Source organism: Pseudomonas sp. NY15437, from assembly GCF_048068435.1.
Classification (GTDB): Bacteria; Pseudomonadota; Gammaproteobacteria; order Pseudomonadales; family Pseudomonadaceae; genus Pseudomonas; species Pseudomonas nitroreducens_B.
On the sequence record NZ_JBLUQC010000002.1, the window covers coordinates 184,736 to 206,856 of the forward strand.

General features: G+C 65.7%; 19 protein-coding genes. 7 read left to right on the forward strand and 12 right to left on the reverse strand.

Features of this window, described 5'->3' with window-relative positions; translation table 11 throughout:
• Positions 1 to 77 precede the first annotated feature (77 nt).
• Entirely contained in the window at positions 78 to 1,394 is a 1,317-nt protein-coding gene (locus ACNFIA_RS04975) for an OprO/OprP family phosphate-selective porin (RefSeq protein WP_259753431.1), read from the reverse strand.
• Positions 1,395 to 1,695: 301 nt separating this feature from the next.
• Between ACNFIA_RS04975 and ACNFIA_RS04980 the strand changes: the two genes are divergently transcribed.
• Positions 1,696 to 2,628 carry a DedA family protein/thiosulfate sulfurtransferase GlpE gene (locus tag ACNFIA_RS04980; RefSeq protein ID WP_416783211.1) on the forward strand — a complete coding sequence of 311 codons (933 nt, stop codon included), beginning with the start codon at positions 1,696 to 1,698 and terminating at the stop codon, positions 2,626 to 2,628.
• A gap of 297 nt (positions 2,629 to 2,925) precedes the next feature.
• Here ACNFIA_RS04980 and ACNFIA_RS04985 read toward each other — a convergent pair whose 3' ends face one another.
• Genes ACNFIA_RS04985 through ACNFIA_RS04995 form a run of 3 tightly spaced genes read right to left on the reverse strand, consistent with a single transcriptional unit; the run spans position 2,926 to position 4,891 of the window.
• Positions 2,926 to 3,165: a zf-HC2 domain-containing protein gene (locus ACNFIA_RS04985; protein WP_416783213.1), complete on the reverse strand. Its 240-nt coding sequence runs from the start codon at positions 3,163 to 3,165 to the stop codon at positions 2,926 to 2,928.
• Positions 3,159 to 3,767, reverse strand: coding sequence for an RNA polymerase sigma factor (locus ACNFIA_RS04990; RefSeq protein WP_259753428.1), 609 nt, complete (start codon positions 3,765 to 3,767; stop codon positions 3,159 to 3,161). The genes ACNFIA_RS04985 and ACNFIA_RS04990 overlap by 7 nt, the downstream gene beginning before the upstream one ends.
• A gap of 2 nt (positions 3,768 to 3,769) precedes the next feature.
• Positions 3,770 to 4,891 (reverse strand): beta-ketoacyl-ACP synthase III, encoded by a 1,122-nt coding sequence (locus ACNFIA_RS04995; protein WP_259753427.1) that lies wholly within the window; start codon positions 4,889 to 4,891, stop codon positions 3,770 to 3,772.
• A gap of 424 nt (positions 4,892 to 5,315) precedes the next feature.
• Here ACNFIA_RS04995 and ACNFIA_RS05000 point away from each other — a divergent pair, with 424 nt between their 5' ends.
• The gene (locus ACNFIA_RS05000; RefSeq protein ID WP_416783216.1) at positions 5,316 to 5,828 is read left to right on the forward strand and encodes an ankyrin repeat domain-containing protein; all 513 of its coding nucleotides are present in this window, start codon (positions 5,316 to 5,318) and stop codon (positions 5,826 to 5,828) included.
• Position 5,829: 1 nt separating this feature from the next.
• On the opposite strand, the gene ACNFIA_RS05005 is transcribed toward ACNFIA_RS05000, so the two are convergent.
• Positions 5,830 to 6,732 (reverse strand): LysR family transcriptional regulator, encoded by a 903-nt coding sequence (locus ACNFIA_RS05005; protein ID WP_259753425.1) that lies wholly within the window; start codon positions 6,730 to 6,732, stop codon positions 5,830 to 5,832.
• A 102-nt stretch (positions 6,733 to 6,834) separates the two neighbouring features.
• Here ACNFIA_RS05005 and ACNFIA_RS05010 point away from each other — a divergent pair, with 102 nt between their 5' ends.
• Entirely contained in the window at positions 6,835 to 8,019 is a 1,185-nt protein-coding gene (locus tag ACNFIA_RS05010; RefSeq protein WP_416783218.1) for an MFS transporter, read from the forward strand.
• An 87-nt stretch (positions 8,020 to 8,106) separates the two neighbouring features.
• Entirely contained in the window at positions 8,107 to 9,150 is a 1,044-nt protein-coding gene (locus ACNFIA_RS05015; RefSeq protein WP_416783220.1) for an acyltransferase family protein, read from the forward strand.
• Here ACNFIA_RS05015 and ACNFIA_RS05020 read toward each other — a convergent pair.
• The gene (locus ACNFIA_RS05020) at positions 9,132 to 10,196 is read right to left on the reverse strand and encodes a GGDEF domain-containing protein (protein WP_416783221.1); all 1,065 of its coding nucleotides are present in this window, start codon (positions 10,194 to 10,196) and stop codon (positions 9,132 to 9,134) included. The two genes, ACNFIA_RS05015 and ACNFIA_RS05020, sit on opposite strands and share 19 nt — an antisense overlap.
• 173 nt (positions 10,197 to 10,369) lie before the next feature.
• Here ACNFIA_RS05020 and ACNFIA_RS05025 point away from each other — a divergent pair, with 173 nt between their 5' ends.
• Positions 10,370 to 10,804: a 3-isopropylmalate dehydratase gene (locus ACNFIA_RS05025; protein WP_416783223.1), complete on the forward strand. Its 435-nt coding sequence runs from the start codon at positions 10,370 to 10,372 to the stop codon at positions 10,802 to 10,804.
• 22 nt (positions 10,805 to 10,826) lie between these two features.
• Here ACNFIA_RS05025 and ACNFIA_RS05030 read toward each other — a convergent pair whose 3' ends face one another.
• Positions 10,827 to 11,264, reverse strand: coding sequence for an HIT family protein (locus tag ACNFIA_RS05030; RefSeq protein WP_416783225.1), 438 nt, complete (start codon positions 11,262 to 11,264; stop codon positions 10,827 to 10,829).
• 138 nt (positions 11,265 to 11,402) lie between these two features.
• Here ACNFIA_RS05030 and ACNFIA_RS05035 point away from each other — a divergent pair, with 138 nt between their 5' ends.
• Positions 11,403 to 12,107, forward strand: a complete 705-nt coding sequence (locus ACNFIA_RS05035; RefSeq protein WP_416783227.1) for a glutathione binding-like protein — start codon at positions 11,403 to 11,405, stop codon at positions 12,105 to 12,107.
• Between the two features lie 247 nt (positions 12,108 to 12,354).
• On the opposite strand, the gene hrpA is transcribed toward ACNFIA_RS05035, so the two are convergent.
• From hrpA to fadD1, 4 genes are all read right to left on the reverse strand, one after another.
• On the reverse strand, positions 12,355 to 16,440 hold the full coding sequence (gene hrpA, locus ACNFIA_RS05040) for an ATP-dependent RNA helicase HrpA (protein ID WP_416783229.1): 4,086 nt from the start codon (positions 16,438 to 16,440) through the stop codon (positions 12,355 to 12,357).
• 217 nt (positions 16,441 to 16,657) lie between these two features.
• Positions 16,658 to 17,143 carry a hypothetical protein gene (locus ACNFIA_RS05045; protein ID WP_259753417.1) on the reverse strand — a complete coding sequence of 162 codons (486 nt, stop codon included), beginning with the start codon at positions 17,141 to 17,143 and terminating at the stop codon, positions 16,658 to 16,660.
• Positions 17,144 to 17,153: 10 nt separating this feature from the next.
• A complete protein-coding gene (locus ACNFIA_RS05050; protein ID WP_259753416.1) occupies positions 17,154 to 17,405 on the reverse strand; it encodes a GlsB/YeaQ/YmgE family stress response membrane protein in 252 nt (83 codons plus the stop codon).
• A 218-nt stretch (positions 17,406 to 17,623) separates the two neighbouring features.
• Entirely contained in the window at positions 17,624 to 19,309 is a 1,686-nt protein-coding gene (fadD1, locus tag ACNFIA_RS05055; RefSeq protein ID WP_259753415.1) for a long-chain-fatty-acid--CoA ligase FadD1, read from the reverse strand.
• A 494-nt stretch (positions 19,310 to 19,803) separates the two neighbouring features.
• Here fadD1 and ACNFIA_RS05060 point away from each other — a divergent pair, with 494 nt between their 5' ends.
• A complete protein-coding gene (locus tag ACNFIA_RS05060) occupies positions 19,804 to 20,052 on the forward strand; it encodes a YdcH family protein (protein ID WP_416783231.1) in 249 nt (82 codons plus the stop codon).
• Between the two features lie 187 nt (positions 20,053 to 20,239).
• On the opposite strand, the gene fadD2 is transcribed toward ACNFIA_RS05060, so the two are convergent.
• A complete protein-coding gene (gene fadD2 / locus ACNFIA_RS05065; protein WP_416783232.1) occupies positions 20,240 to 21,928 on the reverse strand; it encodes a long-chain-fatty-acid--CoA ligase FadD2 in 1,689 nt (562 codons plus the stop codon).
• Positions 21,929 to 22,121 lie beyond the last annotated feature (193 nt).

Here is a 22,121-nt window from a genome sequence, read left to right on the forward strand (position 1 = left end):
TGTTTTCCCGAAGCCATAAAAAACCCCCGCCGAAGCGGGGGTTCACACAAAGGAGTCAAACGGTAGAACTGTGTTTCTTAGAACACGTACTGCAGGCGGGTGACGACGCCGTTGCCGTCGTCGTCGCCATTGGCGTTGCGGATGCCGTCGGTGCTGACGTGGACGTAGTCCAGGGAGACCTTCACCGCTTCGTTGGCGTACCAGTTCACACCGACGGTGTTGGTGCTGGCCTTGGTGTCGCCCACGTCGCGGGTGGCGGTGGCAACCACCACGTTCGGGTCATCGACCTTGATGTGGTCGTAACGGTAGAAGACTTCCCACGCACCGATTTCCTTGTTGGCCGGCTTGATGGTGTCGAACTTGGCGCCATCGAGCTTGTACGCGCGGGATTCACCGGTAATGGTGTACGCCAGCTGGCCGTAGTAGCCGTCAGCCTTGATGTCCTGGTAAGCGTCGGCATCAGCCTTCAGCTTGCGCTTCAGGTATTCGGCCTGAGCGGAGAACGGGCCGATGGCGTAGGCGAATTCAGCACCCCAGGTGGAGTCGTCCTTGTAGGAACCGGCCGGGCTCAGGGTGGCGCCGCCAAAGGTCGCGCGGTTGCCGTTGTCGCCAGCATCGTTACCGCCGTTGGTGGCGATACCACGCATGCCCAGACGCGGACGGATGCGGGAGTCGAAGGCGGTGTCGTCCAGGTCACGGTAGGCGTAGTCCACGCCCACGTGCAGCACGTTGCCGTCGGTGTTCAGCGGCGCGAACACACCACGGAAGTTGAACTGCTTGACGCTGTCGCCGTCGGTATCGTCGGCGTCCTTGGCGTACACGCCGGCATCCAGGTAAGCCATGTTGGCGACGACGCCGCCAACCTGGGCGCCCATGCCGTCCTGGTGGGTGTTGATCCAGTCAGCCAGTTCGTAGGCGGAGGTACGCTCGGTAGCGGTGACCCACTTGGAGCTGGTGGCTTTTTCCAGACCGAAGTCCGGGTCGAAGCGGCCGAACTTCAGGGTCACCGGGGCGAAGCCGATGTAGCTGAAGGAAGCTTCGTCGAAGTAACCGTTGTCAGCGTTACCGGAGTTGTGGGACATGTCGTAGTTGATCTGGTATTTCCAGTCCTTGTAGACAGTGCCGCCCAGCTCCAGGTAGGCGCGGCGGAAGTAGGCGCCGTCACCGTTGTTGCCGTTCTTGGTGTAGAAACCATCGAAGCGGCTGTAATCCGCTTGCAGACGGCCACCGAGCTTGAAGCTGAATTCCTTGTCGGTGGTGCCGACTTCAAGACCGCCTTTGGTCTTGATCACGATATCGGCGCCATCGGTGGTGACTGTGCCTGCGAAAGCCTGGGCGGAAACGGCCAGTGCCAGGGCAGTGGCGGCGTAACCGGCGAAGTGCTTACGGATCATCGAAGATTCCCCTTAATGGTATTTGCGTTGAACACGCCGAGTGCCTGGCTGCTGCGCGCCCCCCAAGGACTCGCACAGGCCGTTCTGGCGGCCCCCGTTTGTGTTGCTGGGAATCTTGGCGAGGGGTTATTTCAGAGGAGTTGCTCGTAGATAAAACTTTTATTACAGCGGAACTTTTGATTTCGATATGGCATAAACGTCCCAGGCCGCGGCTGACTAGGCCTGCGGGCGATTCCGATGAGCCCTTTTGCCGGTATGCTGTCCCCCTTCCCTGAACGACCTTTCCTGCTCAGGCTTTCCGATGCACGAATTGCAACCGCTGATCCAGCAACACGGCCTTACCCTGCTGTTCTTCAACGTCGTGCTGGAACAACTGGGCCTGCCGATCCCGGCCTACCCCGCGCTGATCGTCGCGGGCGCCCTGGCTCTGCAGGGCAGCGGCGTGCCGCTTGGCCAGGCCCTGGCGGTCGCCGTGTGCGCCTGCCTGATCGCCGACTTGATCTGGTTCGGCGCCGGCCGCCGCTTCGGCGGTTTCATGCTGCGCAGCGTGTGCAAGGTGTCGCTGTCGCCGGACAGTTGCATCCGCCAGAGCCAGAGCCTGTATTTGCGCGTCGGCCCGCGCGCGCTATTGATCTCGCGCTTCCTGCCGGGCGCCAGCGCGCTGACCACCACCATGGCCGGCATGACACGCACGCCACTGGTGCGCTTCCTCGCCTACGACTGCGCCGGCGCGGCGCTCTGGGCCGGCTCGGCACTGCTGCTCGGGAGCATCTTCAGCAGCGCAGTGGACCGCATCCTCGCGTTGCTCACCGAATACGCCAGTGTGGGAATCGCAGTGCTGCTGGGCGCCTTCGGCCTGTTCATCGCCTGGAAGCTCTGGCAGCGCTTCAGCCTGCTCAAGCGCACGGCACGGATTCCACGCATCAGCGTCGACGAACTGCGGGCACGCCTGGATGCCGGCGAGCCGCCGCTGATTCTCGACGTGCGGGCGCAGTTCGATGACGAAGCGATCCCCGGCTCCATCGCCTTCAGCCTGGACGGCGCACTGGATGAGCTGGGCGACAGCCTGGCGGACAAGGACGTGGTGATCTACTGCGCCTGCCCCCACGAACTCTCCGCCGCGATGCTGGCGGAGCGGTTGCAGGCCTTCGGACACCCGCGCACCTGGGCGCTGTCGGGTGGGTTGGAGGCGTGGCGGGCGCAAGCACCTGCACCGGTGGTGAACCCCTCGTAGGAGCGGACTCCGTCCGCGATGGGGTGCGCTTCGCGCCGATCGTTCAGGGCACGCCATCGGATTTTCGCGGACAAGGTCCGCTCCTACGAGATCTGTCTGCGCTCGGGTTGGCCCTCACCTAACCCTCTCCCGGGGGAGAGGGGACCGTTCGACGCAGGATGAAACCTTGGCGCCAGTCGGCTCGGACTGCGCCCTCTCCCGGAGGGAGAGGGCTGAGGTGAGGGGAGGCATCGGCACGGACTCCTCCAGAAGAAAACAGTTGCTTACTGTCACCCCAACGCAAGAGCGACCCGCGGCTCAGCCCCGCGCGCTGTCCCGGCGCAATTCCGCGAGGTGGTCAGCCAGGCGTTCCGAGTCAGGGCGCGGCGGTTCCGGCAGCAGGCGCAGGGTGGCCTGGGCCAGGCGCATCTGCCGCAGGTAGCGCCGGCAGTGGCGGCACAGCAGCAGGTGCCGGCGCAGCGCGAGCTTCTCGCGCCAGCCCAGCTGTTCGTCCAGCAGGTCGCTGGAGCGCGCCACCAGTTCCTTGCAGGTCAGCATTCCCCGGTCTCCTCGAAATGCTCCACGGTGGCGAACACCTTCAGCCGCGCACGGTGCAGCAGTACCCGGACATTGGAGAGCGAAACCTCCAGCAGATTACAGATCTCCTCCAGCTCCAGGCCCTGACGTTCACGCAGCAGCAACACGCTGCGCTGCAGTTCGGAGAGGCTCAGCAGGGTCTTTTCCAGGCATTGGCGCAGCTCGTCCTCGGCCAGCAGGGCCTCGGGCGAATCCTCGTGCCAGGCCAGCGGCGCCGGGCTCCAGTGGCCGTCGGCGGCGAAGCGGGTTTCGTCGAGGCTGCCGTGGGGCGCGGGCAGGTCGTCCAGCGACACGTCGCGGCGCACCTTGCGCAGGCGGGATTTGGCCGTGTTGGCGGTGATGGTCAGCAGCCAGGTCTTGAGGCTGGCGCGGCCCTGGAAGCCATCCAGGTTGCGCACGGCAGCGAGCCAGGCGTCCTGCACCACCTCATCGGCATGGGCGGCGCCGACGATGGCGATGGCCACGGCGCGCATCGCGCCCTGGTAGGTGGCTACCAGGGTGCGGAAGGCCTGCTGGTCACCAGCCAGCAGGCGGGACAACAGCTCGCTGTCGTCGGCGGGCACGATCAGCGCTTGCGCAGGATCACGCTGCCGATGGAGTAACCGGCGCCGAAGGAACTCAGCACGCCGATGGAACCGGCGGGCAGGTCGTCCTGGTATTTGTGGAAGGCGATGACCGAACCGGCCGAGCTGGTGTTGGCGTAGGTGTCGAGGATCACCGGCGCTTCGTGGGCCTCGGCGTCACGGCCGAGCAGCTTGCGGGTGATCAGCAGGTTCATGTTCAGGTTGGCCTGGTGCAGCCAGAAGCGCTTCACGTCGCTGACCGGGATATCGTTCTGCGCCAGGTGCTCGCCGATCAGCTCGGCCACCATCGGGCAAACGTCCTTGAACACCTTGCGGCCTTCCTGCACGAACAGCTTGTCGCGGGTGCCGATGCCCTCTTCCGCGGCGCGGTTGAGGAAGCCGAAGTTGTTGCGGATGTTGTTGGAGAACTGCGTCAGCAGCTTGGTGCCCACCACCTCGAACTGATGCTCGCTGGTGGCCTGGTCGGCACGCTCGATGACCACCGCGGTGGCGGCGTCACCGAAGATGAAGTGGCTGTCGCGATCGCGGAAGTTCAGGTGACCGGTGCAGATCTCCGGGTTGACCATGAGGATCGCGCGGGCCTGGCCCAGCTGCACGCTGTTGACCGCGGCCTGGATGCCGAAGGTGGCCGAGGAGCAGGCGACGTTCATGTCGTAGCCAAAACCCTGGATGCCGAGGGCGGCCTGCACTTCGATGGCCACGGCCGGGTAGGCGCGCTGCAGGTTGGAGCAGGCGACGATCACCCCGTCGATATCCGCGGGAGTGCGGCCGGCGCGTTGCAGCGCCTGTTTGGCGGCAGCGGCAGCCATCTCGCAGAGAATGCCCCAGTCTTCGTTGGAACGCTCCGGGATGCGCGGCGTCATGCGCTGCGGATCGAGGATGCCCTCCTTGTTCACCACGAAGCGGCTCTTGATGCCGGAGGCCTTCTCGATGAACGCGGAGCTGGACTCGGCCAGCGGCTCCATCTCGCCCTTGGCGATGGCTTCGGCGTGCTGCTCGTTGTGACTGCGGACGTAGCTGTTGAAGGATTCCACCAGTTCATCGTTGGAGATGCTGAACGGCGGGGTATACAGGCCGGTTCCGCTGATCACGACTTTATGCACGGTCAATCCTCTTCTCAATCTGCGCCGCCGGGCCGGGCGGCAAGGTTAGGCATCAAGGTGCCCGCTCGCGGCCGGCACTGGATATTCGTCGCTCCGCGTCCTGGCGCGAAGGCATCGGGAGGGCAATCCCCGCAACCGGGCAGTGTGCCACTCCCACCGCCGGTGGGCACCTTTGCCCGCCCGGCGGTGTGCGGTGCTACCCGGGGGTGCAACCGCTGATCGCTGATTATGCTGCAATTTTCGCCGAAAAGCCGCCGTGCGAGGGCGACATTTGCGCAAGATTACCGACCAGAATCACGCCGCGCCTGCGTTGAAGCAACGGATTGAAATTTTCCACCGGCACCATAGAGACAGTGTGGACGCGCTACGGCGCGCAACGCCCTATCCTTCAGCGCATTCCCGACTTTGCCTAGGAGACTTCAGGATGAGTGCCGCCAACCGCCCGGAAATGGACGAACAGACGCTGGAATTCGCCAACCAGATGATCGACCTTGCCCGACAGGGCGACAGCCTGCGTCTGACGGAACTGCTCCGCCAGGGGCTGCCGGCCAACCTGCGCAACCACAAGGGCGACAGCCTGCTGATGCTGGCCAGCTACTACGGCCACCACGATACCGTCGCTGTGCTGCTTGACCACGGCGCCGATCCCGACCTGCGCAACAACGCCGGGCAAACACCCCTGGCCGGCGCCGCCTTCAAGGGCGACCTGGAGATGGTGCGCCTGCTGCTCAGCCGCGGCGCCCAGGTGGAAGGTGCCTCGCCCGACGGCAAGACCGCGCTGATGATGGCAGCGATGTTCAACCGCCCGGAGATCGTCCTCTGCCTGCTGGAGCACGGCGCCAATCGCGAGGCCCGCGACGCCAGCGGCCTGACCGCCATGGCCGCGGCGAAGATGATGGGCGCGGCCGATACCCTGGCGCTGCTCGAAGCCGCGTGAGTCAGTCGATGCGTACGTGCTCGGCGAGGAAGTCGAGCACCGCCCGTACCCTGGCCGGCAGGTGCCCCGGCTTGCCCAGGTAGAGTGCGTGCATGGGTTTGCGGTCGCCGGGATTGAAGTCCGCCAGCACCTCCACCAGCCGCCCGGCAGCGATATCCTCGCGCACCTGGAATTCCGCCAGCCGCGCCAGCCCGAGGCCCGCCAGCGCCAGATGGCGGACGCTGTCGCCATCGCTGGCCTGGACGTTGCCGCCGGGTTCCGCCTGCTCCGGCGAGCGGCCGAGGAACGGCCAGTCCGGCTCGATCCGTCGATAGCTGAAGCCCACGCAGTTGTGCCGGGGCAGATCGCTCGGCTGCAGCGGCGTCCCCTGCCGTGCCAGGTACTCGGGCGAGGCGACGACCTTGTGCCCGGATTCCCCCAGCGAGCGCGCCACCAGTCGCGAATCCCGCAGCGGGCCGCTGCGCACGGCGACGTCGGCGCGGACCTCTAACAGGTCCACCACTTCGTCGGTCAGGTGCAGGTCGAGACTGACGCCCGGATGCCGCTCGAAGAACAGCGGCAGCGCCGGAATGAGGAATTGCCGCCCGACCGGCAGGTTGCAGCTGATGCGCACCCGGCCTTGCGGCTCGGCGCTGGCCGAAGCCTCACGCTCGGCTTCGTCGAGGTCGGCGAGGATGCGCAGGCTGCGCTCGTAGAACGCCGCGCCTTCCGCCGTGAGTTGCTGGCGACGGGTGGAGCGGTTGAACAGACGCGCGCCCAGACGATCCTCCAGCCGCGCTACCAGCTTGCTGACGGCCGACGGGGTCATTCCGCATTGCTGCGCAGCAGCGGTGAAGCCGCCGGTTTCCACCACGCGGATGAAGACTTCCATTTCGCCGAAGCGGTTGACGTCAGGCCGGGCCATGTTGAATTCAATTCACAGGTGATTTGCTGAAAAGCAGTCTATATCAGTAATCCGCTCAGCGATAACGTGGCGCCCATGCTTGAATCCATCGGGAGAGCCCACGTGCCCATTGCCTTGTACGCCCTGACCGCCGGTGCCTTTGGTATCGGCGTAACCGAATTCGTGATCATGGGATTGCTGCTGGAGGTCGGCCATGACTTCGGCGTGTCCATCTCCGCCGCCGGTCTGCTGATCTCCGGCTACGCGCTGGGCGTGGTGCTCGGTGCCCCCTTGCTCACTGCTCTCACCGCGCGCTGGCCGCAACGCCGGACCCTGCTCGGGTTGATGGTGATCTTCACCCTCGGCAACCTCGCCTGCGCCCTGGCGCCGGACTACACCACACTGATGGCGGCGCGCGTGCTGACCTCCTTCGCCCATGGCACCTTCTTCGGCGTCGGCTCGGTGGTCGCCACCAGCCTGGTCCCGGCGGAACGACGCGCCTCGGCCATCGCCCTGATGTTCACCGGCCTTACCGTCGCCACCATCCTCGGCGTACCGCTGGGCACCTGGCTCGGCCAACTCTATGGCTGGCGCGCGGCCTTCTGGGTGGTGACCGGCATCGGCGTGCTGGCCCTGGCGATCCTTGCGGTCTACCTCCCGCGCACCGGTGCACCGCCCGCCGCCGGCAACCTGCGCGACGACTTCCGCGTGCTCAAGCGTCCGGCGGTGCTGCTCGGCCTGCTGACCACCGTGCTCGGTTTCGGCGGCGTGTTCACCGTGTTCAGCTACGTCTCGCCACTGCTGACCCGCCTCGCCGGCTTCTCCGAGACCGCGGTATCGCCGGTGCTGCTGGTCTTCGGCGGCGGCCTGGTGCTGGGCAACCTGCTCGGCGGCAAGCTCGCCGATCGCAGGCTGGTGCCCGCCCTGCTCGGCAGCCTGGTGGCGCTGGCGGTGGTCATGGGGCTGATGAGCTTCGCGCTGCAGAACCAGGTGGCGGTGGTGATTTTCATCGCCCTGCTCGGCGCGGCCGGCTTCGCCACCGTGCCGCCGCTGCAGATGTGGGTGCTGGAGAAGGCCCACGGTGCCGGCCAGAGCGTCGCGGCGAGTTTCAACATCGCCGCCTTCAACCTGGGCAATGCCCTGGGCGCCTGGCTCGGCGGGCTGACCATCGACCATGGCCCGGGCCTCGCCGCGCTGCCCTGGGTCGGTGCGCTGCTGCCGCTGGCGGCGATCGCAACGGCGCTGATCTGCCTGCGCCTGGAGCGCGGACCGGCGATCTCCGCAGCGACCGCCCAGCAGGCCCGGTGAACGATCGGCGAGACCGTACTGTCGAGGAAAGGGGCGCGCCTTGTCGCGCCCCTTTCTTTTATCCACAGACGGAGGACTCGCCCACCCATGCTGGTTTCGCTTCAGGCACTGCGGGCACTGGCCGCCTGGCTGGTGGTGTTCCATCACTTCATGCAGGTGTTCTTCGATTTCCGTGCCGACAGCCTCGGCGGCAAGCTCCTCTCCACCCGCGGCCAGGTCGGGGTGGATATCTTCTTCGTCCTCAGCGGCTTTGTGATCCACCTCTCCAGCGCTGGCCGGCCGATGTCGCCGGTGACCTTCCTGGTCCAGCGCCTGGCCCGCGTCGCCCCGGCCTACTGGTTGTACACGGCGATCACCGCGCTGATCCTCTACGCCTTCGCCGACGTGATGCCGGTCTACGGTGTCGGCGGCAAGTCGCTGCTGCTGTCCCTGCTGTTCATCCCCAGCGAGAACCCCGGCGGCTTCGGCCTCTACCCGGTGCTGCCGGTGGGCTGGACGCTGAACTTCGAGATGCTCTTCTATGGGCTGTTCGCCCTCTCCTTCCTGGTCGCCGAACGCTGGCGCCCGTGGCTGGTGACCGGCCTGGTGCTGCTGGTGGCGCAGGTACTGGCGCGGGAACCCTGGCTCAGCCACTTCTACCGCAACCCGATCATCTTCGAATTCCTCCTCGGCCTGGGCCTGGCGGCGCTATACCGACGCGGCTGGCTGGACCTGCCCAGGCCGCTGGCGCTGGCGATGGCCGCCGGGGCGGTGGCCACCATCGTGCTGTTCCCCGCCGACCATCCCTGGCGCCTGCTGACCTGGGGCCTGCCAGCCGCCGCGCTGCTGGCCGCGTGCGTGGCGCTGGAGCCGTTGTTCGAGCGCAACCGCGTCCTGCACGCGCTGGGCGACTGGTCGTATTCGGTATACCTGCTGCACGTCATCGTGCTCTGGCTGGCCGCGTACTGGCTGCATGAGCGGCTGGGCCTGACGCCCTACCAGGCGCTGGGCCTCAGCGTGCCGGCCATCCTGCTGCTGTCCTGGCTGAGCTACGAATGGGTGGAGCGGAAGATGGCGCGCACGGTGCGCAGCGCCTACGCGCGGATTGCCGAGCCCGTGGCGGCCAGGCGTGCTCAGGCCGGGTCGCTGTAGACCAGGCGGTTGCGCCCCTCAGCCTTGCCCCGATACAGGCGGCGATCGGTGCACCGGTAGAGTTCGTCCGCATCCAGACCGTCGCCCGGCCACTCGGCGAGGCCGAAGGTGGCGGAAATCTGGATGCGTTCGCCGTGGTACATCAGCGGTGCCTCGTCGATGTCACGGCGCAGGGACTCCACCAGCGGCTTGGCGTCGAAGCGGTCGGTGAAGGGCAGCAGCAAGCCGAATTCCTCGCCGCCCAGCCGGCCGATCAGGTCGGTTGCGCGCAGGCGATGGCGCAGGCGATTGCACAGATGCTGTAGCGCCTTGTCGCCGGCATCGTGGCCCCACTGGTCGTTGATGTTCTTGAAGTGGTCGACGTCCAGTACCACCAGCACCAGCCGCGTTTCGTAGCGCGCCGCCTCCTGGATGCAGCGGCGCAGCGCGCGCTGGAAGCTTTCGCGGCTGGCCACGCCGGTCAGCGCATCGGTCAGCGCCAGGTGCCGCAGCTGCTTGTAGGCGGCGGCGCGGCGTTCTTCGTAGACATGCATGAAGGCGATCACCAGCACGCCGCAGAAGATACCGTTGCCGATGTCGATCAGCCCCGGCGCATCCAGGCGCACCTGGTTGGCGTGCAGGTACATGACCGTGGCAATGAGCATGAACGGCACGGCGAGGAGGAAGCCACGCCACTTGCCCAGCAGCAGATACGCCATCACCGGCATGAGGTAGACCCAGACGAAGGCCGTGGCCGACGCGCCGGGCATGACGATGATGTAGAGGATGAAGCAGAAGGTCGGCAGCAGGTAGGCGATGATCCACGGCACCAGTCGGCGAACCCGCTTGAGCCGGTGCGCCGCCCACAGCAGCAACACGCTGGTGAGCAGCTCCGCGCTGGACAGCCAGGCATTGCCGGCGAAGTACTGGAGGAGCGAGAACACCCCCAGGGTCGCCCCGGTGCAACCGAAGATCAGCCGCATCAGCAGGCGATGATCGGCCTCCTCCAGGCCGGTCGGTCCGGCGCTGGACTCGAACAGGTGGTCCGGGTCGCTGTTGCGGTGCATCGCCCTGCTCCTTGGCTCGACCGCCCGGCGGTTCGGCCGATATGGCGGCATCCGGGCGCTCCAGCCCGATTCAGGTTCCTGAAGACTACTCCAATTTCCTACGATGCATAGCCAACCCGACGGAAACCGGGCGGATAGGCTAGCCTAGGCTGCACTGTCCATGGAGGAAGTCTATGCGTTCGATCCTTGCCGTCGTGTCCGTGCTCGCCGTTTCCACTGGGGTGTTGTCCGGCTGTGCGTCGTACCAGAGCGATGAAGTGCAACCCGTCCCCGCCGACCGCCTGCTGGCCTACCAGCAACCGGGCAAGGACAGCGTGAAGGTCGACGTGACCCGCGACGTGGGCTACATCGGCGGTGGCTGCTATGTCGCCCTCACCATCGACCATGAAGTGGCCGCGCGCATCGGCAAGGGCGAGTCGGCCAGCTTCCACGTACCGGTGGGCAAGCATGTGGTCGGCATCATCGGCGACAAGGATGGCGAAGGCCTGTGCAGCAAGGCCATGCTGCGCCGCGAGCTGCTGGTGCCGCTGGAACCGGGCGGCAACAACGCCTTCCGCATCGTCAGCGACAACCGCACCGGCTTCGACATCAAGCCGGCGGTCGAGTAACCGCCGACCGCGCGGGTGCGCCTCAGCCGTTCAGCCGGGCGACGAGGCGCGCCTGCAGCTTCTGCAGCTGCTCCGCATCGGCCTTGTTCGCCGCGTGGATGCCCAGGCCCTCGCCGGCGTAGCGCGGGACGATGTGCACGTGGATGTGGAACACCGTTTGCCCGGCCGGCGCGCCGTTGAACTGGGCAATCTGCACGCCGTCGGGGTTGAGTTCCGCGACGATCACACCGGTCAGGCGCTGCACCACGCGCATCACTTTCGCCAGCGCGTCAGGGTCGACCTCGAGGATGTTGCGCGCCGGGGAATTCTTCGGAATCACCAAGGCGTGGCCGTAGGACTGCGGGAACAGATCGAGGAAGGCGAGTACGTCGTCGTCCTCGTACAGCTTGTAGCACGGGGCCTCGCCGCGAATGATCTGAGCGAAGATGTTCTGCGGATCGTAAGTGCCTTGCAGGCTCATGCCGGGGTTCCTTTTCCATTGACTGGGTATGGGCCCGCACCATACCGGTTTGTCGCGCGCAGGTCATGACCGATGGCGCGCGCAGGGCTATCCTGAGGCCTTTCGCTGCTTAATCTCAGTGACCTTGCCGGAGTATGCATGCCAGACCTTTCCGCGTTCCCCATCACCCGCAAATGGCCCGCCGAACACCCTGACCGCCTGCAGCTGTACTCGCTGCCCACGCCCAACGGCGTGAAGGTGTCGATCATGCTGGAAGAGCTCGGCCTGCCCTACGAGCCGCACCTGGTCAGCTTCGAGCGCAACGACCAGATGTCCCCGGAGTTCCTCTCGCTGAACCCGAACAACAAGATCCCGGCGATCCTCGACCCCAATGGCCCGGACGGCAAGCCGCTGGCGCTGTTCGAGTCCGGGGCGATCCTGGTCTATCTCGCCGACAAGACCGACTCGCTGATCGCCCCCGGCGCCAGCGGTCGCTACGAGACCCTGCAGTGGCTGATGTTCCAGATGGGCGGCATCGGCCCGATGTTCGGGCAGATCGGCTTCTTCCACAAATTCGCCGGCAAGGACTACGAGGACAAACGCCCGCTGCAGCGCTACGTGGACGAAGCCAAGCGCCTGCTGGCCGTGCTCGACCGCCACCTGGAAGGCCGCGACTGGATCCTGGGCGAGCGCTACACCATCGCCGACATCGCCACCTTCCCGTGGATTCGCAACCTGGTGGGGTTCTACGAGGCCAGCGAACTGGTGGGTTTCGACAACTTCAGGAACGTGAAGCGCGTGCTGGAGCGCTTCCTCGCGCGGCCGGCGGTGCAGCGCGGGCTGAATATTCCGAAGCGGGATTGAGTTTCGGGGCAGAGCCGCCTTGCGGCTCCCCTCACCCCAGCCCTCTCCCAGAGGGAGAGGGGGTTGTCCGTGCAAACTGAACGTTCAGGTTTCAGCCGGCAACTCAGGTTCCGGCTAACGCCGCCACCTCCGTCCACGCCGATCAGTCCCCTCTCCCTCTGGGAGAGGGTTAGGGTGAAGGAAGGGACTCCAGCCGACGACCTGAGTCATCGGCAAGCCGGTCGCGAGCAAGCTCGCCCCCACAGAATCAGGCCTCGACCTGGCTCCACTGCTTGGACAGGCGCTTGTCCGACACCGGCAGTTTCGTCCCCAACTGCTGGGCGAACAGCGAGACGCGGTATTCCTCCAGCATCCAGCGATACAGCACCAGCTCCGGGTCACGCTTGCCCTCTTGGGCATGCTTGGCCAGGCGCGCCGTGTACTGCTCCCAGTAGCCGGCCATCTCGCCGCTCCACACGCGGTCGCGCTGGACCTGTCCGGCGACCTTGTCCAGGCGTTGTTCCACTGCCTTCAGGTAGCGCGGGTATTCCTTCAGCCATTCCAGCGGCGTGTCGCGCACGAAGCCGGGGTAGACCAGTTGGGCCAACTGCCCCTTCACATCGTTGAGCGGCACCGTCATGGCCAGGTCGACCTTGCCCTTGAAACGCTTCTGCAGGCCATGCCAGAGCTTGAGGATTTCCAGGGTCAGACGGGCGATGCGCTCGGCATGCTCGGTCCAGGCGCCGCGCTTCTTCTCGGCGAGGGACGCAAGCCCGGCGCCGTCGCGCGGCAGACTGCTTTCGCCGTCGAGAATCGCGCTGTCCAGACTGGCCAGCAGGATGTCTTCCACCAGCGATTCGACGCGCCCCAGCTCGCGGTAGAGCAGGCCCATGTCGGTCTGCCCCGGCAGCTTGCTGCGCAGGAACTTGGCCGGCTCGGCCAGCTGCTGCAGAAGCAGGCGCTGCAAGGCGCGGCGGTGCTGGTAGTCGGCCTCGGCCTGGGTCGGGAAGCGGTTTTCCTTGACCACGCCGGCCTCTTCCACCAGCGCCGGGTAGACCGTCATCGACAGCCCCGCGACCTTCTGCTGGACCTTCTCCGCCACCTCGCCAAAGCCCTTGGCTTCCACCGGCTTCTGTGGCTTGTCCGCCTGCGGGATGGCCAGCGCGGCCTGGCTGGCCTCGGCGAAGCGCGCGGTCAGCTCTGCCAGGTCGCGGCCTTCGCCCAGAAACTTGCCCCGTGCGTCGACGACTTCGATGTTCATCCGCAGGTGGCTTTCCACCTGGGTCTCGGCCTCCGCCCAGGCCTCTTCCGGCACGCGGCTGCCGGTCATGCGCTGCAACTCGCGGCCGAGCGCTTCGGACAGCGCGCCCTCGGCAAAGACCATCTTGCCCAGCGCGGCGCGGACGAAGTCCGGCACCGGCACGAAATTCTTGCGGATGGCCTTGGGCAGGCTGCGCACCAGCTCGATGCACTTGGCCTCCAGCAGCCCCGGCACCAGCCATTCCAGGCGCTCGGCGGGCAGCTGCGGCAGCAGCGGCGCCGGCACGCGCACCGTCACGCCGTCACGCACGTGGCCGGGCTCGAAGTGGTAGCTGAGCGGCAATTGCAGCTCGCCCAGGCGCAGGCGGTCCGGGTAGAGCCCGGCGGTGACTTCGCTGGCGTCGCGGGCGAGGACATCGTCCTCGCGCATGATCAGCAGGTCCGGGTGCTGCCGGTGCTCGCGCTCGTACCATTTCTCGAAGCTGGCGGACTGATAGATGTCCGCCGGCAGGCGCTCGTCGTAGTAGGCGAACAGGGTTTCTTCGTCGGCGAGGATATCGCGCCGGCGCGCCTTGGCCTCCAGCTCGTCGAGCTTCTCCAGCAACTGGCGGTTGGCCGACAGGCATCTGGCGCGGCTGTTGATCTCGCCGCGCACCAGCGCCTCGCGGATGAACATCTCGCGCGCGACCGGCGGATCGATCGGGCCATAGTGCACGGCGCGTCGGCCGATGATGATCAGGCCGTACAGGGTGACCTGCTCGTAGGCCACCACCTGGCCACGGCGTTTCTCCCAGTGCGGCTCCAGGTAGTTCTTCTTCACCAGGTGCCCGGCCAGCGGTTCCAGCCAGTCCGGCTCGATCTTCGCGACCATGCGAGCGAACAGCTTGGTGGTTTCCACCAGTTCGGCGGCCATGATCCACTGCGGCTTCTTGCGGCCGATCACGCTGGAGGGATGAATCCAGAAGCGTCGCTGGCGCGCACCGAGGTAGTCACCCTCTTCCGCCTTCTGGCCGATCTGGCTGAGCAGGCCGGAGAGGATCGCCTTGTGCACGGCGGCGTAGTCGATGTCGCGCGGCTTCGCGTCCGGCTCACCGCCCTTGTGGGAGCGAGCTTGCTCGCGAACCTGCTTCGCTTCTTTGTCGACGGCTGGCTGACGGCCTTTGTTGTCCTGGGGTTTCGCGGTGTTGGGCTGTTCGCGAGCAATAGCGGAGGCGCCCCCCTCGCTCCTACGAGAAGCATCCGGCTTGCTGAAGGGCAGCTGCAGCTCGCGGCAGATCAGCGTCAGCTGACGGTGCGCATCGCGCCACTCGCGCAGGCGCAGGTAGTTCAGGAAGTTCTTCCGGCACCAGGTGCGCAGCGGGTTGGAGCCCAGCGCCTGGCGCTGCTCCTCGAAGCCGCGCCAGAGATTGATCAACGCGGCGAAGTCCGAGTCCGGGTCCTTCCACTGCGCATGCGCCTGGTCGGCGGCCTGCTGGCGGTCCATCGGCCGCTCGCGCGGGTCCTGCACGGACAGCGCGCTGGCCACGGTGAGCACTTCCGGCAGGCTGCCCAGTTGCGCCGCTTCCAGCAGCATGCGCCCCAGGCGCGGGTCGATGGGCAGGCGCGCCAGCTGTCGGCCCAGCGGCGTCAGCTGGCCCTCGCGGTTCACCGCGGAGAGCTCCTGCAGCAGGGTGAAGCCGTCGTTGATCGCCTTGCCGTCCGGCGGCTCGATGAAGGGGAAGGCCTCGATGTCGCCCAGGCGCAGGTGGAGCATCTGCAGGATCACCGCCGCGAGGTTGGTGCGCAGGATTTCCGGATCGGTGAAGGCCGGGCGGCCGTTGAAGTCTTCCTCGCTGTACAGGCGTACGCAGATGCCCGGCTCGACCCGGCCGCAACGGCCCTTGCGCTGGTTGGCGCTGGCCTGGGAAATGGCCTCGATGGGCAGGCGCTGCACCTTGGCGCGGTAGCTGTAGCGGCTGATGCGCGCGGTGCCGCTGTCGATCACGTAGCGGATGCCGGGCACGGTCAGCGAGGTTTCCGCGACGTTGGTGGCGAGCACGATCTTGCGCCCCGGCATGGGCGCGAAGATCTTCTGCTGCTCGGCCGGCGTCAGGCGCGCGTAGAGCGGCAGCACCTCGGTGTGGCGCAGATTGGCCTTACGCAGCATGTCGGCGGCGTCGCGGATTTCGCGCTCGCCAGGCAGGAACACCAGCACGTCGCCGGGGCGCTTGCCCACGTCGCGCTCGTGGGCGGCGATCTCGTCCAGCGCGCGGAGGATGCCCTGGTCCACGGAGAGGTCGTCGAACAGCGCTTCGCCGTCCTCGTCCACTTCCGCCGCCAGCGGGCGATACCAGGTTTCCACCGGATAGGTGCGGCCCGACACCTCGACGATGGGCGCATCGCCGAAATGCCTGGAGAAGCGCTCGAGGTCGATGGTCGCCGAGGTGATGATCAGCTTGAGGTCGGGCCGGCGCGGCAGCAGCGTCTTGAGGAAGCCGAGCAGGAAGTCGATGTTCAGGCTGCGTTCGTGGGCTTCGTCGACGATGATCGTGTCGTAGCGTTCCAGGTAGCGGTCATGCTGGGTCTCGGCCAGCAGGATGCCGTCGGTCATCAGCTTGATCAGCGTGCTGTCGTCGCTCTGGTCCTCGAAGCGCACCTGATAACCCACCAATGCCCCCAGCGGCGTGCCGATTTCCTCGGCTACGCGGGTCGCCACGCTGCGCGCGGCCAGCCGGCGCGGCTGGGTGTGGCCGATCAGGCCATGGGTGCCCCGGCCCAGCTCCAGGCAGATCTTCGGCAACTGGGTGGTCTTGCCCGAACCGGTCTCGCCGGCGATCACCACCACCTGGCTCTTTTCCAGCGCAGCCTTGATTTCATCGCGCTTGGCGGCAATCGGCAGGCTGTCGTCGTAGCGGATCTGCGGGATGCTCGCTCGGCGCGCCTCGACCTTGGCGCAGGAGGCCTGGAAGCGCTCCGCCCACTGGGCCAACCTGGCGTCGTCGGGGTGCTTGCGCAGTTCATGAAGCTGCCGGCGCAAGCGATGGCGGTCGCGGATCATCGCGTGATCCATGCGCTGCAGGAGCTGTTCGGGAGTCGGCGTACTGTCTGTGGTCATCGGCTTCGCGGGCATCAGGCGGGAGCGGCGCGAGCAGGTGCAAAGCCGGTCCCTGGAATGGGCTGTCATGGCGACAATGGGATGAATTGTCGCAAAAGACCGGCACGGGCCGCCATGCTGATCGCAGGGTGGCCCGGTTGGGCGGGGCGTTGCGCCCCGCCAGGTCAGCGGCGGAACCGGTCGAGCAGGCGCTCGCCAGCCCCTCGAGGACGTTGACTCAGGCCTCTTGGTGTTCGCGCAGCTTGGCCAGGGCGATCGCCAACGCGGCGCCGCCCAGCGTCTTGATCAGGGTCGGGTGCTGGGCGTAGAAGTTGCCGATGCTCTCGACCACGCCCGGGTTGGCTTGCTCGGCCTGGGCGGCCATGGCCTGCACATCGTCGGGGCTCAGTTGGCTGGCCTGCTCCGGGGTCACTTGCGTGGCGCCGGGTTGCAGCACCTTGCCCAGCCCGCCGCTCATCATCTGCCCAACCAGGGCCGGGCCGGCAGCGGCCAGCAACTGGTTCAGCATGCCCGCGCGCTGCGTGTCGTTGGACTGGCCGAACAACTGGCTGACGGTATTGGCAAAGGGCGGCGTCTGATCGGAATTGAACATGGCGGTGAGGCTTTGCCCCAGCGCGCCGGCCGGCGCGTTTGCCAGGTGCTCTTCCAGGTTGCCACCCACGGCACCGACCACTTGCTGCAACAACGAATCCATCAAACTCATGGTGATTACCTCAGCTCTTCTTGGCGAACAACAGGTGGTAGAGGGCGAGCAGGACCACGGCGCCGATCACGGCGCCGATGAAGCCCGTGGACTCGCCCGGCTGGTAGAAGTGCAAGGCCTGGCCGGCGAAGGTCGCCAGCAGTGCGCCGGCAATCCCCAGGGCCGCGGTGATGAAGAACCCCACGGGGTTGCTTCCCGGCGTGATCCACCGGGCAATGAGCCCCGCGACGAAGCCGATACAGATCGTCCAGATAAGGTGCATGGCGTTTTTTAACTCCGAGACAGGGGAGAACAGCGCGCACGAGACTACGAGCGGCGCTGCGGCGGAGATATCGGTGATTTCCGAAAACGCGGCGGGTTATGGACACTGTTGCTGCCCCCGGCGACGGCTCTGCATCTTTCGCAGGGCAACCCGGGCCGGAGGACGATGAGGGCGGGCACAAAAAACCCGCCGTGCGGCGGGTTCCTTGTTCGTCGGGCTTAGGCCCTGATCTTCTTCAGCTCTTCGTCGCGCAGCTCGCGACGCAGGATCTTGCCGACGTTGGTGGTCGGCAGGCTGTCGCGGAACTCGACGGACTTGGGCCGTTTGTAGCCGGTGAGGTTGTCGTGCATGTGCTGCATGACTTGCTCCTTGGTCAGGGTGACGCCCGGCTTGGACACCACGAAGACCTTGATCGCCTCGCCGGACTTCTCGTCCGGGATGCCGATGGCGGCGCACTGCAGCACGCCCGGCAGGGTCGCGAGCACGTCTTCGAGCTCGTTGGGATACACGTTGAAGCCCGACACCAGGATCATGTCCTTCTTGCGGTCGACGATCCGCATGTAGCCGTCGTCCTGGATGATCGCGATGTCGCCGGTGCGCAGCCAGCCGTCCTTGTCGAGGATCTCGTCGGTGGCCTCCTGGCGCTGCCAGTAACCCTTCATCACCTGCGGGCCCTTGACGCACAGCTCGCCCCGCTCGCCCAGCGGCAGGTCCTGGCCGTCATCGCTGATGACTTTGCACAGGGTCGACGGAACCGGGATGCCGATAGTGCCGATCTGGATGTTCTGGAACGGGTTCACCGACACCACCGGGCTGGTCTCGGTCATGCCGTAGCCTTCGCAGATGGCACAGCCGGTGACGTCCTTCCAGCGCTCGGCGCTGGCCTGTTGCAGGGCCATGCCGCCGGAGAGGGTCAGCTTCAGGGCGGAGAAGTCCAGCTTGCGGAAGCCTTCGTTGTTGCACAGGCCGACGAACAGGGTGTTCAGGCCGACGAAGCCGGTGAACTTCCACTGCGACAGTTCCTTGACCATGCTGGCCAGGTCACGCGGGTTGGTCACCAGGATGTTGTGGTTGCCGGTGAGCATCATCGCCATGCAATGGAAGGTGAAGGCGTAGATGTGGTACAGCGGCAGCGGGGTGATGAGGATCTCGCAACCTTCATTGAGGTTGGCGCCCATCAGCGCCTTGCACTGCAGCATGTTGGCGACCAGGTTGCGGTGGGTGAGCATCGCGCCCTTGGCCACGCCGGTGGTGCCGCCGGTGTACTGCAGCACGGCGACGTCGTCGTTGTGCGGCGAGACTTCCTTCACCGCCTTGCCACGGCCCTTGGCCAGCACGTCGGTGAGCTTCTGCGCGTTGGGGATGTGGTAGGCCGGAACCATCTTCTTGATGTTCTTGACCACGAAATTGACGATGAAGCGCTTGAGCGGCGGCAGCATGTCACCCACTTCGGTGACGATGACGTTGCGGATGCCGGTCTTGGGCAGCACTTCCTCGGCCAGGTGCGCCATGTTCGCCAGGCACACCAGCGCCTTGGCGCCGGAATCGTTGAACTGGTGCTCCATTTCCCGCGCGGTGTACAGCGGGTTGGTGTTGACCACGATCAGGCCGGCGCGCATGGCGCCGAACACCACGACCGGGTATTGCAGCAGGTTGGGCAGTTGCACGGCGATGCGATCGCCGGGCTGGAGATCGGTGTTCTGTTGCAGGTAAGCGGCGAAGTCCCCGGAGAGCTTGTACATCTCGCCGTAGGTCAGGGTCTTGCCCAGGTTGCTGAAGGCAGGCTTGTCTGCAAAGCGTTGGCAGGACTCTTTGAGTACCGCGAGGATGTTCGGGTACTGGTCAGCGTTGATCTCGGCAGCGATCCCCACTGGGTATTTGTCCTTCCAGAAATTGTCGGTCATGGAAGCCCACTCCTAAGCAACAGCTCATCTTTACCGCGTTCGCGGTTCTTTGTTGTGTTTGTGTCGCTTTCCCCTGGCTCGGAAAGCGAAAAGCGGGCCGAGATTATCAGCTTTGGGAAAACGCGACCAGCACCAAACACAGCCTCGCCAGTAAGAAAAATGACCGAAAACAGTGGACCTGGTCATTTTCATTCCGCTCGTCGGAAAAGCCCGTCCCAGAAGGCTCGCAGCCTTGTTGGATTGTCTGACAAAGTGGGTTTCAGGGAAATGAAACCGTAAAAAAGTCCGGGACTGAAGGTCGGACCAAACCGTGTCGCAGGGTAAATCGTCGGAGTTCGAATCAGGCGATTTCGCATGGCATCCAAGGCGGAATGGTTTCCGCCCGCAGCGCTGGCACTTCCCCATGCGCAATGCGCTGCGCTTCAGTGATCTACCTCAACACTGGCCGGGCCCGGATCCAGCAAAGTGCTTTTGCACTCTCCTGGAGAACCCTCATGTTTCCCGAATTCCGCGATAAAATTTCCCGTCTGAAATCCGAAGACCCGCATTTTGCCAAGCTCTTCCACAGCCACAACGATCTCGACCAGGAGATCAAGAACATGGAAGCCGGCATCATCCCCGCCACCCACGACGCCATCGAGGTGCTGAAGAAGCAGAAGCTCCAGCTCAAGGACGATCTCTACGAAATCCTGCGCAAGAAAGACGGTTGCTGCAACTGCGGCAGTGGCGGCTGCGGCGGCTGACCCGCCCCTGCCAGCGCCCGCGTTGACCGCCAGGAACCCCAGCCGAGGCTGGGGTTTGTTCGTTCACGGCGGCCGAAGTCGTTCTCGGCGGTGACGGCATCGGCCAGGGCTCTGCGCTCCAGGGCCCCGCCCAAACAAAAAGGGGGCTGATCCCGGATCAGCCCCCTTTTTTTGGCACTCGCCAGGCTTACGCCGTCTCGCGCAGCTCCCGGCGCAGGATCTTGCCCACCGGCGTCATCGGCAGGGCATCCTTGAGCACGATGTGCTTGGGTACCTTGTAGCCGGTGAAGTTTTCCTTGCAGTAGGCCTTGAGCTCCTCGACGGTGACGCCGCCCTCGCGGGCCACCACGAACAGCTTCACCGCCTCGCCGGATTTTTCGTCCGGCACGCCGACCGCCGCGCAGTTGGCGACCTTCGGGTGCGCCATGACCACGTCTTCGATCTCGTTGGGATAGACGTTGAAGCCGGAGACGATGATCAGGTCCTTCTTGCGGTCGACGATGCGGGTGAAGCCATCCGGGTCGATCACCGCGATATCGCCGGTGCGCAGCCAACCGTCGGCGTCCAGCACCTCGGCGGTGGCGTCCGGGCGCTGCCAGTAGCCTTTCATGACCTGCGGGCCCTTCACGCACAGTTCGCCGCGCTCGCCCAGGCCGAGGTCATTGCCGTCGTCGTCGATCACCTTCAGCGCGGTGCCGGGCACCGGGATGCCGACCGTGCCCAGGCGCGCCTGCTCGCCATAGGGGTTGGTGCTGACCACCGGGGAGGTTTCGGTGAGGCCGTAGCCCTCCACCACGGTGCAGCCGGTCAGGGATTTCCAGCGTTCGGCGGTGGCGGTGACCAGCGCGGTACCGCCGGAGTTGGTGACCTTGAGGTTGGAGAAGTCCAGCTCCTTGAATTCCGGGCGGTCCATCAGGGCGACGAACAGGGTGTTCAGGCCCAGCAGCGCGGAGAAGCGCCACTTCTTCAGCTCCTTGATGAAGCCGGGAATGTCGCGCGGATTGGTGATGAGCACGTTGTGGTTGCCGTTGACCATCATGCACATGCAGTTCGCGGTAAAGGCATAGATGTGGTACAGCGGCAGCGGCGCGATCATCACCTCGTTGCCGACCTGCATCAGCGGCTTGCCGTCCGGGCCGTGCTGCTGCAGGCAGGCATGCACCTGCTGCATGTTCGCCACCAGGTTGCCGTGGGTGAGCATGGCGCCCTTGGCCACACCGGTGGTGCCGCCGGTGTACTGCAGCACCGCGATGTCGTCCAGGCCGACCTTGACCGGCTGCAGGCCATGGCCGCGGCCCTGGCGCAGAGCGGAGTTGAAGGCGACGGCCTGTGGCAGGTTGTACGCCGGCACCATCTTCTTCACGTGCTTGACCACGGTATTGACCAGCAGGCCCTTGAGCGCGGGCTGCAGGTCGCCCATCTGCGCTTCGATCAGGTACTCGATGCCGGTATCGGGGAGCACTTCCTGCACCAGCTTGCCGAACAGGTTCACGTAGACCAGCGCGCGGGCGCCGGAATCCTTGAACTGGTGGCGCATTTCGCGGGCGGTGTAGAGCGGATTGGTGTTGACCACGATGAGCCCGGCGCGCAGGGCGCCGAACACGGCGATGGGGTATTGCAGGATGTTCGGCATCTGCACGGCGATGCGGTCGCCGGGCTTCAAGTCGGTGTGCTTCTGCAGGTAGGCGCCGAAGGCGGCGGACAGGCGATCCAGCTCGGCGTAGGTCAGGGTCACGCCCATGTTGCTGAAGGCCGGGCGGTCGGCGAATTTCTTGCAGGAGCGCTCGAAGACTTCCACCACCGACTTGTAGGCGGCCAGGTCTATGTCACTGGGCACGCCGGCCGGGCGTTTGTCGTTCCAGAATTCAGGTTGCATTTATTCTTGTCCTCGTACCTGAGCGAAACCGAACCGTCATTGCGGTCATTCGACGGAAGCTAGCAGTTCCTTTGGTCATCGCAAAGACTCCAGGCGGCGTCATAGACTGCGTGAATCTTGCGCCACCACCCCGGCATGGCGCGGGATAGAGCCGACGGCCGCCAAGGACGGGACTTGCACGACGATGGCCGGG